The organism is Streptomyces sp. NPDC088794, from assembly GCF_044750545.1.
GTDB lineage: Bacteria > Actinomycetota > Actinomycetes > Streptomycetales > Streptomycetaceae > Streptomyces.
Window position 1 is genome coordinate 359,839 of sequence record NZ_JBIVKB010000008.1, and the last position, 13,918, is coordinate 373,756.

Sequence of the window (13,918 nt, forward strand, 5' to 3'; positions counted from 1 at the left end):
TCAGCGCACCGTGCGGTCCGCCGTTTCGATGGCGTCGGCGAGCCGCTTCACGTCCTTGTCCTCCGTCCGGTCCGCCAAGTCGCGGGCGCGGTCCTCGAGTTCGCCGAGGCCGGGGTCGCCGGGGAGCGAGTTCCAGCGGTCGTCGCCGGAGCGCAGGGAGTCGGCGAAGTAGGCGGCCACCGCGGCGACCTGGAAGCGGGGGCCGGCCTTCCATACGGAGCCCTGGAGCGCGTCGGTCTCCAGCTCGCCGGACTTCTCGTGCGGGTCACGGGTGTCGGGGTCGAGCCAGCGGACGGTGGCCGTGGCGAGGTGACCACTGGCGCCCTCGCGGACGCGGACCGCGTACAGGGCGGTGACGGTGTGGCCGGGGCCGACCTCGCCGCCGTCGACACGGTCGTTGCGGAAGTCGTCGTCGGCCACCTGGCGGTCGTCGTAGCCGACGAGGCGGAACTGCTCGACCGTCTCGGGGTCGAAGGCGACCTGGGCCTTGGCGTCACGGGCGGTGAGGTCGATGTTCTGCGGGAGTTGGTCGCAGAAGACCTTGCGGGCCTCCTCCTCGCCGGAGACGTAGACGGTGTGGCCGTCGCCCTTGTCGGCGAGGCGTTCCATCAGGGCGTCACCGTAGTCGCTGCCGACGCCGACGCCGAAGAGGGTGATGCCGTACTCGCGGCGGGCGTCCGAGATGCGGTCGAGGATGGAGTCCGGGTCGGTGTCGCCGTCGTTGGCGAGGGCGTCGGAGATGAGGACGACACGGTTGGTGGCGCCCTCGCGGCGGCCCTCGACGGCGGTGTCGTAGCCGGTCTCGACGCCGGCGCCGAGGTTGGTGGAGTAGGTCGGCTCCAGGCTGTCGATCGCGTCGTGGATCCGGCCGCGGTGGTCGCCCAGGCGGGTCATCGGCAGGACGGTCTCGGCCTTGTCGCTGAAGGTGACGACGGCGACCGAGTCGTCGTCGCGCAGCCGGTCCGTCATGGTGTCGAGGGACTTCTGGGCGAGGTCGAGGCGGCCCTCCTCGCTCATCGAGCCGGAGATGTCGATGACGAACGTCAGGGCGGCGGGCGGGCGTTCACCGGTCTGTGAGCTCGGGCGGGTGGCGAGGCCCACGCGGACCAGTGACCAGTCCTCGTCCTGCGTGCGGGCGCCGTCGACGGTGACCGTGAAGCCGTTCCCGTCGGGGCGCTCGTAGTCCTGGCGGAAGCTGTTGACGAACTCCTCGGGGCGGATCGTCGCGGGGTCGGGCCGGTGTCCTTCGGCGAGGGTGCGGCGGGCGTAGCCGTAGGAGGCGGTGTCCACGTCGAGGGCGAAGGTGGAGAGGTAGTCGGGGGTCGGGGAGGGCGCGGCGAAGGAGTCCTCGCCCTTCTGCTCGCCCTGCCGGCTCCCGTCCCCGGCCGTCGGGGCGAGGGGTGCCGGGGCCGGGAAGCCGTTGCGGTCGGAGCTGTCCGAGGACTTGCTGCCGTCGGAGTCCCCTCCCCCGCAGGCCGTCAGCAGCAGGCTGCCCGTCGCGGTGAGGGCGAGCACGGCGGTGCCCAGCCGCCGGGTGCGGCGGCGTGGCGTGCCCGGCCGTGAGGTGCCTGGCCGTGGTGTGCCCGGCCGTGGTGTTCGGTACCACTCCATCTTCCGTTCCCCCTTGCTCCGGCTTGCTCCGTTGACGTCGACATCTGTGACTGTGACGGCGCGGGGAGCCGGAACGTGCGGCACGGGGTGTTGCGGAAGGATCTCAACAAGGCCACGATCATGGCCCGTTGAGACCGGTGGGTAACCCTCCGTTGACCTAGGAGACGACGTCCTTGCGGGCAAAACCGCGGAAGGCCAGGGCGAACAGCACGAGCGCGTACGTTACCGAGACCGCGGTGCCCTGGATCATGCCGGACCACTCCAGGTGCGGCTGGACGGCGTCCGCCCAGGCGAACTGCCAGTGCGCGGGCAGGAAGTCGCGCCAGTGGCCGAGGGCCGTCACCGCGTCCAGGACGTTGCCGACGATGGTCAGACCGACCGCGCCGCCGACCGCTCCGAGGGGTGCGTCCGTCTTCGTGGAGAGCCAGAACGCGAGCCCCGCGGTGACCAGTTGGGAGACGAAGATGTACGCCACCACCACGACCAGTCGCTGCGCCGCCGTGCCCGGTTCCAGCGCGCCGCCGGTCGGGATCTCCAGCGGGCCCCAGCCGTAGGCGGCCGTGCCGACGGCCAGCGCCATGACCGGCAGCAGGATCATCGCGGCCAGGCTCAGGCCGAGCGCGACGACGAGCTTGGACCACAGGAGGCGGGCGCGCGGGACGGGGGCGGCGAGCAGATAGCGCAGGGAGGACCAGCCGGCCTCCGAGGCGACCGTGTCCCCGCAGAACAGGGCGACCGGGATGACGAGCAGGAAGCCCGCCGACACGAACAGGTTCACCGCGGCGAAGTTGGCGCCGGACGCGGTGGCCGTGTCCATCAGCGTCACGTTGCCATTGCCGTTGCCCGGCCCGCCGCCGATCGCGAACGCGATCAGCAGCACGAACGGCAGCGCGGCGAGGATCGCGCCCATGACCAGGGTGCGGCGGCGCTTCAACTGCCGGGCCAGCTCTACGCGGAGGGGCAGGGTGCGGCCGGCCCGGTAGCCGGACGCCACCTCGGCGCGCTCGACGAGCGTGCTCATGCGGAACCTCCGATCAGGGTGAGGAAGGCGTCTTCGAGCCGGCGGTGCGGGCCGAGGGAGGCGACGGGGACGTCCAGGCGCACCAGCTCTACGAGGAGACTCGCGGCGACCTCCGCGTTCGTGCGGGGAGGCGCGGGCGGCTCGGGAAGGGGGGTGGTGTGTCGGTGGCCGTCCGCGGGTTCGTCGTGGCTGGTCGCGCCGTTCCCCGCGCCCCTGGCCGGCGTCGGGGCCAGGCGTACCAGCAGGCCGCCCTCTGTTCGTGTTGCCGAATCGACGCCGGGGAGGGCCGCGACCTTCTCGACCAGGGGGTCCGCGATGGCGGACGCGAGGCCGACGAGGAGGGTGTCGCCCGAGCCGATGATCTCGCCGACCGGGCCCGCCTGGACGAGTCGGCCGCGGTCCATGACGACGAGGTGGGTGCAGGACTGCTCGACCTCGGCCAGGAGGTGGCTGGAGACGATCACCGTGCGCCCGGCGGCCGCGTACCGGATCATCACCTCGCGCATCTCGCGGATCTGTGGCGGGTCGAGGCCGTTGGTGGGTTCGTCGAGGATGAGGAGGTCCGGGAGGCCGAGCATGGCCTGGGCGATGGCGAGGCGCTGGCGCATGCCCTGCGAGTAGGTGCGGACCGCACGGGCCAGGGCGTCGCCGAGACCGGCGATCTCCAACGCCTCGTCCAGGTGGGCGTCCTCGATGGGTCGGCCGGTCGCCGCCCAGTACAGCTCCAGGTTCTCGCGGCCGGAGAGGTGCGGCAGGAAGCCCGCGCCCTCGACGAACGCACCGACCCGGGACAGGACCGGGGCGCCGGGGCGGATCGCGTGCCCGAAGACGCGGATCTCACCGGCGTCCGGCTTGATCAGGCCCATCAGCATGCGCAGGGTGGTGGTCTTGCCCGCGCCGTTCGGCCCGAGCAGGCCCAGGACCTGGCCCTTCTCGACGCGGAAGGACACGTCCCGGACCGCGTACCGGTCCGCCGAGCGCGCGTACCGCTTGCTCAAGTCCGTGATCTGGAGCGGGACCTCGGCCAGCGCCGGGTCCGGGGGCACCGCGGTGGTGCGGCGGCGGCCCGACAGGAGCAGGGCGAGGGCGATCACCGCGCCGACCAGCGGCAGCCACCACACCCAGGACGGGAGCGGGGCGGCGGCGGTCGTCACGCCGGGCGCCGTCGGCACCTTCAGGTCGCCCTTCAGGGAGACGGTGTACGTCGCCGGGGCGGTCGGTGAGGCGTATCCGAGGTCCGTGGAGGCGAGGACCAGGCGCAGCCGGTGGCCCTGCTCGATCTCGTGGTCGATGGCCGGGAGCGTGAGGGTGACGTCCTTGCCCGCCTTGGCGCCCTCGACGCGGATCGGCGTGACCAGCTGGGAGGGCAGTACGGGAGACGTGCCGCCGGGCCCGACGTCGTACACCTTGCCGAAGAGCACGGCGTCGTCGGTGGTCGACTTCACGTGGACGGTGACCGTCGGCGAGCCGGTGATGCGCAGGCCGCTGCCGACCGGCTTCGACTCGAACCGCGCGTACTGGCCCGGGAAGTCCAGCGAGACGCCGACGCCCAGCGAGGAGAGCTGGGCGAGGCCGCCGCCGCCGAGGCCGGGCAGGGCGGAGACGGCGGGCGGGCTGGCGCCGGCCGGGTTGTCGAAGCTCTGCTCGCGGCGGCCGGTCAGTTCGATGGACTTCCGGCCGCTCTCCAGGCCCGGGTAGGTGTCGGAACTCGCGCCGCGCAGCAGGGCCGCGCCATCGGTGGAGTCGACGCCTCCGGTGCGGGTGACGCGGAAGGCCGGGCCGGTGTCGGTGGCCTTGTCGTCCTTGAGGTAGCGGTCGAACCAGGCACGCACGCGTGACTGCACACGGCCGGTCTCCATGTCGCCGCCGTCGTGCCCGCCCGCGATCCAGTCGACGTCCACGGGTGCGCCGTTGGCGCGGATGGCCTTCGCGGCGGCGTCGGCCTGGTCGAGCGGGAAGAGGGAGTCGGTCTGGCCCTGCAGCAGGAGCGTCGGCACCTTGATGCGGGTGCCCACGGCGGACGGTGAGCGGGCGTCCAGCAGTGCGCGCGCCTGCGCGTCCGGCTTGCCCGCCTCCGCGACCCGCTCGTACATCCGGCACAGCTCGGGCTGGAAGTTGTCGCAGCCGCCGCCGGAGTTGACGAAGATGCCGGCCCACAGCTTCTTGAAGACGCCGTTGGGGAAGAGGGCGTCCGAGAGGTTCCAGTAGGTGATCGCCGGGGCGATGGCGTCCACGCGGCTGTCGTAGCCGGCCGCGAGGAGGGAGATCGCGCCGCCGTACGAGGCGCCGGCGACGCCCACGCGCGGGTCGCCGGGCTTGTCGAGCTGGACCTGGGGTTGCTCGGCCAGCCAGTCGATCAGCTTGGAGACATCCTTGACCTCGCCGTTCGGGTCGTTCAGGCCGATCTTGCCGGTCGACTTCCCGAAGCCGCGGGCCGACCAGGTCAGGACCGCGTAGCCGTCCTCGGCGAGGTTCTCGGCCTGTTGACGTACGTCGTTCTTGTTGCCGCCGAAGCCGTGGGCGAGGAGCACGGCGGGGTGCCGTCCGGCGGTGGTGGGGGTGAAGTACGAGGTGTCGATGCGGACGCCGTCGATCGACATGGTCCGGTCGGTCCGGTGTGCCGGGGTCTTCTCGTCCGAGGCGACGGCCGTCCACGTTCCCGCTGCCGCGAGTACGGCGATGGCGGCGCCGGCTGCGAGTGCGCGGCGCGGCCTTCGCAGTAGGTCTCGCGGGGTGGGGAGTCGAAGATCCATGCGTTCAACCGTACGGGGCGTCTCTGACAGTTTGAGGGGACCCCGGGGTGAACGTGCGGACCTTCTCTGGGAGTACGGGGTGGTTTTGTCGTACCGCGAGTGGTGTACGGGGGAGGGGGTGGGAGCTTCTGTGGATTGCCGGGTGCGGGCTGGATGTGGCTGGTCGCGCAGTTCCCCGCGCCCCTTACGCCAGTTGATCCTCGGGGAGTGAGATCAGCCACCGTGTCTCCCTGCGCGGTCGCAAGTACAGCGCCCAGTACACCGTTGCCGCTGCCGTGATTCCGCCTGTCCACAGCAGGTAGGACACCTCCTGTTGGCTCAGGATGTATGCCAGGACCGCGATCAGGAGCAGAGGTACCGCGGGCCAGAGGGGCATCCGCCAGGCCGGGGTGTGTTTGTGGGAGCCGCGGCGGGACAGCAGCGCGGCTGTCGCGACCAAGAGGTACATGCCTGTCACCGAGACGCCTGTTACGCCGTACAGGGTGTCCAGGTTGACGAAGCAGAGCAGGGCGCCCGGGATGCCTACGGCCAGGGTGGCTATCCAGGGGGAGCCGAAGCGGCCGAGTTTCGAGAAGACCGTGTTGATCGGGGCGGGCCAGGCCTTGTCGCGGGCCGAGGCGTACAGGACGCGGGAGTTCTGGATGACCATGACGATGCCCGCGTTGATGATCGCGAGGGCCACGCAGAGGCTGACGAAGGTGCCGACGGCGGAGTTGGACCAGGCCGTCACCATGCCGCTGATGTCACCGCCGGAGAGGGCCGAGAGGTCGGACGCGCCCATCGTGATCGCGATCACCGGGACCAGGATGATCACCGACGAGATCGCGAGGGTGGCCAGGACCGTGCGGGCCACGTTGCGGCGCGGGTTCTCCAGCTCCTCGGAGAGGTAGACCGCCGTCGAGAAGCCCTGCGTGACGAACAGGGCGATCGCCAGGCCCGACACGACCAGCATCGCCGTCACCGTGTCCTTGTGACCGCCCGCGCCCGCCACCTGCATCGACACCAGGCTGCCCGCGCCCCGCTCGCTGTGTGCGAAGCCCAGGACCGCCACGACCGCCGCCGCGATGACCTCCAGGACCAGGAAGACGCCGGTGATCCAGGCGTTGGCGCGCAGGTCGAGCAGGCCGGCCAGGGTGGCGAGCAGCATCACTCCCGCGCCGGCGATCGACGGGTTCAGGTGCACCACCGGCGCCAGGTAGTCCGCCGTGCCCATCGCTATCACCGGCGGCACGATCATGACCACCAGCAGGGACAGTACGAAGACCAGCCAGCCCGCCAGTCGGCCCGCCAGCGTCGAGACCATCGCGTACTCGCCGCCCGCGCTGGGGACGAGGGTGCCCAGCTCCGAGTAGCAGAACGCCACGGCGATGCAGAGGACCGAGCCGATCGCGATCGTCAGGGCGGTGGCGGTGCCCAGGGTGCCGAAGAGGTCGGGGACCACCACGAAGAGCGTGGAGGCGGGGGTGACGCAGGAGAGCGTGAGGAGGGTGCCGCCGACGATGCCGATGGAACGCCGTAGTCCTGGAGCAGGGGCCGTGGTGGACTCGGCCAGGGGCGGGTGAAGCGTGTCGGTCATTCGGCGGTTCCGATCGGCTCGGGCGGATGCCTCCGGCAGCTGGGGCGTGCTGCATGGAACCCCGACGAAAACCAACACGTCAATGGCCCTTCACCTACGGATTTCGTAGATGAAGGGCCATTGACGTGTCGTATGCGTCAGAAACAGGCTGTTGCCGCTGCGCTTCCGCGCCCTACTGGAATCGCAGGGCGCGGGCGGAAAAAATCCGTCAGTGGTTGCGTGGGAAGCCCAGGTCGACGCCGGTGGGGGCGTCGGCGGGGTCGGGCCAGCGGGTGGTGACGACCTTGCCTCGGGTGTAGAAGTGCGTGCCGTCGTTGCCGTAGATGTGGTGGTCGCCGAAGAGGGAGTCCTTCCAGCCGCCGAAGCTGTGGTAGCCGACGGGGACCGGGATGGGCACGTTGACGCCGACCATGCCGGCCTCGATCTCCAGCTGGAAGCGGCGGGCCGCGCCGCCGTCCCGGGTGAAGATCGCGGTGCCGTTGCCGAACGGCGAGCTGTTGATCAGCGCCACGCCCTCGTCGTACGTCTCCACGCGCAGCACGCACAGGACCGGGCCGAAGATCTCGTCCTGGTAGGCCTTCGCGGTGGTCGGCACCTTGTCGAGGAGGGAGATGCCGATCCAGTGGCCGTCCTCGAAGCCCTCCACCGTGTGGCCGGTGCCGTCCAGGACCACCTCGGCGCCTTCGGCCGCCGCGCCGGTGACGTAGGAGGCGACCTTGTCGCGGTGGACCTTCGTGATGAGCGGGCCCATCTCGCTGGTGGGGTCGTTGCCGGGGCCGATCTTGATCTTCTCGGCGCGTTCGCGGATCTTGTCGACGAGTTCGTCGCCGATGGAGCCGACCGCGACGACCGCGGAGATGGCCATGCAGCGCTCGCCCGCCGAGCCGTAGGCCGCGGACACGGCCGCGTCGGCCGCCGCGTCCAGGTCGGCGTCCGGGAGGACGAGCATGTGGTTCTTGGCGCCGCCCAGGGCCTGCACGCGCTTGTGGTTGGCGGCGGCGGTGGTGTGGATGTAGCGGGCGATGGGGGTCGAGCCGACGAAGGAGACGGCCTTGACGTCCGGGTGTTCCAGGAGGCGGTCGACGGCCACCTTGTCTCCGTGGACGACGTTGAAGACGCCGTCGGGCAGGCCCGCCTCGGCGAGGAGTTCGGCGATCTTGATCGATGCCGAGGGGTCCTTCTCGCTCGGCTTGAGGACGAAGGTGTTGCCGGTCGCGATGGCGATGGGGAACATCCACATCGGGACCATCGCGGGGAAGTTGAAGGGCGTGATGCCGGCCACGACGCCCAGGGGCTGGCGGATGGAGGAGACGTCGACGCGGCTGGCGACCTCGGTCGACAGCTCACCCTTGAGCTGCACGGTGATCCCGCAGGCGAGGTCGACGATCTCCAGGCCGCGGGCGACCTCGCCCAGCGCGTCGGAGTGGACCTTGCCGTGCTCGGCGGTGATCAGCTCGGCGATCGCGTCCCGGTTGGCCTCCAGCAGCGCCCGGAACCTGAACAGGATCGTGGTGCGCTTGGCGAGCGAGGAGGTGCCCCAGGTCGCGTACGCGTCCTTGGCCGCGGCCACCGCCGCGTCCACCTCCTCGACCGACGCGAACGCGACGTTCGTGGTGACCGCGCCGGTCGCCGGGTCGGTCACCGGCCCGTAGGTGCCCGACGCGCCTTCGACGGTCTTGCCGCCGATCCAGTGGTTGACGATCTTCGTCATGCCCAGATGCTCCTTCACAGATGGCGGCGTCGGGTGGAGACGTGCCGTTCGTACAGCTCACGTGCCTTGACCGCGGACGCGCGCGTCGCGGTCTCGGCCACAGGAACATCCCACCAGGCCTGCGCCGGAGGCGCGCCCGACACTGTGTCTGCGGTTTGCGTCTCGACGTAGACACATGTGGGAGTGTCGGCGGCCCGGGCCTCGGCGAGTGCCGTGCGCAGGTCCGCCACGGTCTTGGCGCGCAGGACGCGCATGCCCAGGCTGGCCACGTTGGCGGCGAGGTCGACGGGCAGCGGGGGGCCGGTGAAGGTGCCGTCGTCCGCCGGGTAGCGGTAGGCGGTGCCGAAGCGCTCGGCGCCCACCGACTCCGACAGGCCGCCGATGGACGCGTATCCGTGGTTCTGGATCAGGAGCAGCTTGATCGCGATGCCCTCCTGTACGGCGGTCACGATCTCGGTCGGCATCATCAGGTACGTGCCGTCGCCGACCAGCGCCCAGACGTTGCGGTCGGGGGCGGCCAGCTTGACGCCGATCGCGGCCGGGATCTCGTAGCCCATGCAGGAGTAGCCGTACTCCAGGTGGTACTGGTCCCGTGAGCGGGTGCGCCACATCTTGTGCAGGTCGCCGGGGAGCGAGCCGGCCGCGTTGATGATCACGTCCGTCTCGTCGACGAGGGCGTCCAGGGCGCCGACGACCTGCGGCTGGGTGGGCCGGATGTCCGGCTCCTCGGCCTCGTAGCAGGCGTCGATCCGCTGCTCCCAGCGCTCCTTGTCCTCGGTGTACTCGGCGGCGTAGGAGTCGGCGACGCGGTGCTCGTGCAGGGCGAGGGCCTGGGTGAGTTCGGTCAGGCCGGAGCGGGCGTCCGCGATCAGCGGGGTGCCGGCGAGCTTGTGGCCGTCGTAGGGCGCGATGTTGAGGTTGAGGAAGCGGACGCCGTCGCCCGCGAAGAGGGTGCCGGAGCCGGTGGTGAAGTCGGTGTAGCGGGTGCCGACGCCGATCACCAGGTCGGCGGTGCGGGCGAGTTCGTCGGCGGTCGCCGTGCCGGTGTGGCCGATGCCGCCGACGTCCTGCGGGTGGTCCCAGCGCAGGGAGCCCTTGCCGGCCTGGGTGGAGGCGACCGGTATGCGGGTGGCCGCCGCGAACTCGGCGAGGGTGTCCTCGGCGCGGCTGTGGTGCACTCCCCCGCCGGCGACGACGAGCGGGCGGCGGGCGGACCTGATCTGCCGTACGGCTTCGGCGAGTTCGGCCGGGTCGGCGGCCGGACGGCGTACCACCCAGGTGCGTTCGGCGAAGAACTCGTCCGGCCAGTCGTGGGCCTCGGCCTGAACGTCCTGCGGGAGCGCGAGAGTTACCGCTCCCGTCTCCACCGGGTCGGTCAGTACGCGCATCGCCTGAAGGGCGGCCGGGATCAGCTGCTCGGGGCGGTTGATCCGGTCGAAGTACCGGGACACCGGGCGCAGGCTGTCGTTGACCGACACATCGCCCGCGTACGGGACTTCGAGCTGCTGGAGCACCGGGTCGGCGGGTCGGGCGGCGAAGACGTCGCCGGGCAGCAGCAGGACCGGGAGGTGGTTGATCGTGGCGAGGGCGGCGCCGGTGACCAGGTTGGTGGCGCCGGGGCCGATGGAGGTCGTCACGGCGTGGGTGGAGAGGCGGCCCGACTGACGCGCGTAGCCGACGGCCGCGTGCACCATGGCCTGTTCGTTGCGGCCCTGGTGGTAGGGCATGTCGTCGGCGTACTCGATGAGTGCCTGGCCGATCCCGGCCACGTTGCCGTGGCCGAAGATGCCCCAGGTCGCGCCGATCAGCCGCTGCCGGGTGCCGTCCCGCTCGGTGAACTGGGCGGCCAGGAACCGCACCAGCGCCTGCGCGACCGTGAGCCTCGTCGTCGAGGTCATCGGTAACCCTCCGTGTGCTCGGGGTGGAAGCAGATCCGCCACTCCCGCGTCTCACCCGGCCCCGCCATGACATTGAGGTAATACATGTCGTGACCGGGCTGGGCGATGGACGGGCCGTGCCATCCATTGGGGACGAGGACGGCGTCGCCGGAGCGGACCTCCGCGAGGACGTCGGATCCGCCCTCACGGGAGGGAGATACGCGCTGATAGCCGAAACCGTTCGGGCCGTCGATCTCGAACCAGTAGATCTCCTCCAACTCGGCTTCCACACCGGGCCGGTGCTCGTCGTGCTTGTGCGGCGGATACGAGGACCAGTTGCCGCCGGGTGTGATCACCTCGACGGCGATCAGCTTGTCGCACTCGAAGGCGTCGGCTGAGGCGAAGTTGCGGACGTGCCGCACCTGCGTGCCGCTGCCACGCTCTTCGACGGGGACCTCCGGCGCGGGGCCGTAGCGGGCGGGGAGTCGTCGCTCGCACTTCGCTCCTGCCAGGGCGAAGCGGCCTCCCGCGCCGGAGGCGATCTGGACCTGGGCGTCCCGGGGTACGTACGCGAAGTCCGTGACGGACGCGAACACGCTTTCCCTGCCCAGGAGTTGAAACACATCGGTACCCATTTGCACCGTACATCCGCCCTGCAGCGGAAGCACGATCCACTCGCTGTCGCCGGTGGTGAAGGTGTGCGTGCCGCCCGCGCCCAACTCGACGATCCGCAGCCCGCTGTACTCCCAGCCGGCCCGCTTGGGGTCGACGTCGAACACATAGTTGGCGTCGGCGGTGGAGCCGCGCGGAATGTACAGCCTGTTGCCGGTCATACGGCCCTCACAGCAGTCCTACGGCGGTGTCCACGGCGGCGGCCACGTCGCCGTCCGCCGGATACAGCAGCGAACGGCCCACCACCAGGCCCCGCACGGTGGGCAGTTGGAGGGCGCCGCGCCACTTCTCGTACGCCCCGTCCTGGTCGTCGCCGACCTCGCCGCCGAGCAGCACGGCGGGCAGCGTCGACGTCTCCATGACCTCGGCCATGTCGTCGGGGTTCTCGGTGACGGGGAGCTTGAGCCAGGTGTAGGCCGAAGTGCCGCCCAGGCCCGAGGAGATGGCGATGGACTTGATGACGGCCTCGGCGGAGAGGTCGTTCTTCAGTCTGCCCTCGTCGGTGCGGCGGCTGATGAACGGCTCGACGAACAGCGGGAGTCGGCGCGCGGCCATGTCGTCGATCGCGCGGGCGGTGGACTCCAGGGTGGTGAGCGAGCCCGGGTCGTCGTAGTCGATGCGCAGCAGCAGCTTGCCCGCGTCGAAGCCGAGCCGTTCGATGTCCTCGGCGCGGTGGCCGGTGAAGCGGTCGTCGAGTTCGAAGCTGGCGCCCTGGAGACCGCCGCGGTTCATCGAGCCCATGACGACCTTGTCGTCCAGGGCGCCGAGCAGCAGCAGGTCGTCCAGGATGTCGGCGGTGGCGAGGACGCCGTCGACGCCGGGGCGGGAGAGCGCCAGGCAGAGGCGTTCCAGCAGGTCGGCGCGGTTGGCCATGGCGAACTTGCGGTCGCCGACGCCGAGCGCGCCGCGGGCCGGGTGGTCGGCGGCGACGATCATCAGCCGGCCGGAGTCGCCCAGCAGCGGGCGGCGGACCCGGCGGGCGGCGGCCTCCGCGACGGCCTCGGGGCGGTGGGCGCGCAGCCGGACGAGTTCGGCGACGTCGACCTGCGGGGGCGTGGCAGCGCGCGCCGGTCCCGCGGTCATGCCGAGGCATCCCGTGCCCGCGGTCTCGTCGTCGAACCCGTCGTCGCCCCCGCGGACGCGACCCGCCCTCACAGCACCGCTCCGGCCTTGAGGGCGGCGTCGATCTCGTCGGTGGTCGGCATCGCCGAGGAGCATTCCAGGCGGGAGGCGACGATCGCGCCGGCCGCGTTGGCGTGCCGCATGATCGTCTCCAGGTCCCAGCCCTCCAGCAGGCCGTGGCAGAGGGTGCCGCCGAACGCGTCACCGGCGCCGAGTCCGTTGAGGACGGTCACCGGGAGGGGTGGCACCTCGGCCGACTCGCCCTTGCTGTTGACGGCGAGGACGCCCTTGGGGCCCTGCTTGACGACCGCCAGTTCGACACCCGCGTCCAGCAACGCCTGCGCGGCCGCCCGCGGTTCACGCACTCCGGTGGCGACCTCCACCTCGTCGAGGTTGCCGACCGCGACGGTGGTGTGGCGCAGGGCCTCCTCGTAGAAGGGGCGGGCCGAGTCCGGGTCCTTCCAGAACATGGGGCGCCAGTCGAGGTCGAAGACCGTCGTACCCGCCTTGGCCCGGTGGGCGAGCGCCGCCAGCGTCGCCGTACGGCTCGGCTCCTCGCTCAGGCCGGTGCCGGTGACCCAGAAGATGCGGGCGTCGCGGATGGCGTCGAGGTCGAGCTCGTGGGCGTCGATCTCCAGGTCGGGGGCCTTGGGCTGCCGGTAGAAGTACAGCGGGAAGTCGTCCGGCGGGAAGACCTCGCAGAAGGTGACCGGGGTGGGCAGACCGGGGACCGGGGTCACCCAGCGGTCGTCGACGCCGAAGCCCTGGAGGGCCTCGTGCAGGTAGACGCCGAAGGGGTCGTCGCCGGTGCGGGTGATCACCGCGCTGTTCCGGCCGAGCCGGGCCGCGGCGACCGCGACGTTCGTCGCCGAACCGCCGAGGAACTTGCCGAAAGTGGTCACCTGCGGGAGCGGAACGCCGGTCTGCAGCGGATACAGATCGACACCGATCCGTCCCATGGTGATCAGGTCGTACGCCATCGGCTTCCCTTCGTCACGGCTCTCCTCCGGTTTGTAGCCCCGGAGCCGGAGCCCTGTCAATGTTTTGTCCGGACATTCGGACGAGTCATCGACAGCGCTTGCCGTTCGGCCGGAAAGGGAGGTGCGGGCAGAGGGACGGACACCCGTGTCAATGCGCCGCGCCCGCGAGCCCGCGTGCGCCTTTGCTGTACTCGTGTCACAAACGCCCCCTCCGTGTCACACATGTCGCGTGTACGCGGGTTCTGCGTCACACCCCGCGCACAGACACTGCCCAGCCATCACTCTGCGTCGTTGAGCGGGCACAGGCTTTGTGATCGCCAGCGCAGCGCCCGGCTCCCCCGACGGCCGTTCCCGGCCGCCCCCGCGGTGCGCGCAGGGAGGTGCGTTTCATGACCGACCGACGGCTGTGGTCGTACAAGGAGATCGCCGCACACATCAAGGTGCAGCCGGACACCGTGCGGTCCTACCGCAAGCACGGTCTGCTGCCCCCGCCCGACCACGTCGAGGGCGGCAAGCCCTACTGGTACGCCGACACGGTCCGCACCTGGGTCGCCTCCCGGCCCGGCAACCGCGGCCGCAGAGAGGACTGAGCCGA

At 71.1% G+C, this 13,918-nt stretch carries 10 protein-coding genes; 1 reads left to right on the top strand and 9 read right to left on the bottom strand.

All coding sequences use genetic code 11. The features are described 5' to 3' along the window. The 9 genes from ACIP6U_RS24270 to iolC all read right to left on the bottom strand — a co-directional run bounded on the left by ACIP6U_RS24270 (position 1) and on the right by iolC (position 13,323). Entirely contained in the window at positions 1-1,611 is a 1,611-nt protein-coding gene (locus ACIP6U_RS24270; protein WP_401721378.1) for a von Willebrand factor type A domain-containing protein, read from the bottom strand. A gap of 157 nt (positions 1,612-1,768) precedes the next feature. Then, on the bottom strand, positions 1,769-2,632 hold the full coding sequence (locus ACIP6U_RS24275; RefSeq protein WP_401721380.1) for an ABC transporter permease: 864 nt from the start codon (positions 2,630-2,632) through the stop codon (positions 1,769-1,771). After that, a complete protein-coding gene (locus ACIP6U_RS24280; RefSeq protein WP_401721383.1) occupies positions 2,629-5,385 on the bottom strand; it encodes a CocE/NonD family hydrolase in 2,757 nt (918 codons plus the stop codon). The genes ACIP6U_RS24275 and ACIP6U_RS24280 overlap by 4 nt, the downstream gene beginning before the upstream one ends. A 184-nt stretch (positions 5,386-5,569) precedes the next feature. Then, on the bottom strand, positions 5,570-6,961 hold the full coding sequence (locus ACIP6U_RS24285) for an APC family permease (protein ID WP_401721386.1): 1,392 nt from the start codon (positions 6,959-6,961) through the stop codon (positions 5,570-5,572). 208 nt (positions 6,962-7,169) lie between these two features. Beyond that, positions 7,170-8,672 carry a CoA-acylating methylmalonate-semialdehyde dehydrogenase gene (gene mmsA, locus ACIP6U_RS24290; RefSeq protein WP_401721389.1) on the bottom strand — a complete coding sequence of 501 codons (1,503 nt, stop codon included), beginning with the start codon at positions 8,670-8,672 and terminating at the stop codon, positions 7,170-7,172. Positions 8,673-8,686: 14 nt separating this feature from the next. After that, on the bottom strand, positions 8,687-10,570 hold the full coding sequence (gene iolD / locus ACIP6U_RS24295; RefSeq protein WP_401721392.1) for a 3D-(3,5/4)-trihydroxycyclohexane-1,2-dione acylhydrolase (decyclizing): 1,884 nt from the start codon (positions 10,568-10,570) through the stop codon (positions 8,687-8,689). Continuing rightward, positions 10,567-11,382, bottom strand: a complete 816-nt coding sequence (gene iolB / locus ACIP6U_RS24300) for a 5-deoxy-glucuronate isomerase (protein WP_401721395.1) — start codon at positions 11,380-11,382, stop codon at positions 10,567-10,569. The genes iolD and iolB overlap by 4 nt, the downstream gene beginning before the upstream one ends. A gap of 7 nt (positions 11,383-11,389) precedes the next feature. Next, positions 11,390-12,304 carry a deoxyribose-phosphate aldolase gene (locus tag ACIP6U_RS24305; protein ID WP_401721507.1) on the bottom strand — a complete coding sequence of 305 codons (915 nt, stop codon included), beginning with the start codon at positions 12,302-12,304 and terminating at the stop codon, positions 11,390-11,392. 68 nt (positions 12,305-12,372) lie between these two features. Continuing rightward, positions 12,373-13,323: a 5-dehydro-2-deoxygluconokinase gene (iolC, locus tag ACIP6U_RS24310; protein ID WP_401721397.1), complete on the bottom strand. Its 951-nt coding sequence runs from the start codon at positions 13,321-13,323 to the stop codon at positions 12,373-12,375. 389 nt (positions 13,324-13,712) lie between these two features. Between iolC and ACIP6U_RS24315 the strand changes: the two genes are divergently transcribed. After that, positions 13,713-13,913, top strand: a complete 201-nt coding sequence (locus tag ACIP6U_RS24315) for a MerR family transcriptional regulator (RefSeq protein ID WP_124000110.1) — start codon at positions 13,713-13,715, stop codon at positions 13,911-13,913. Positions 13,914-13,918 lie beyond the last annotated feature (5 nt).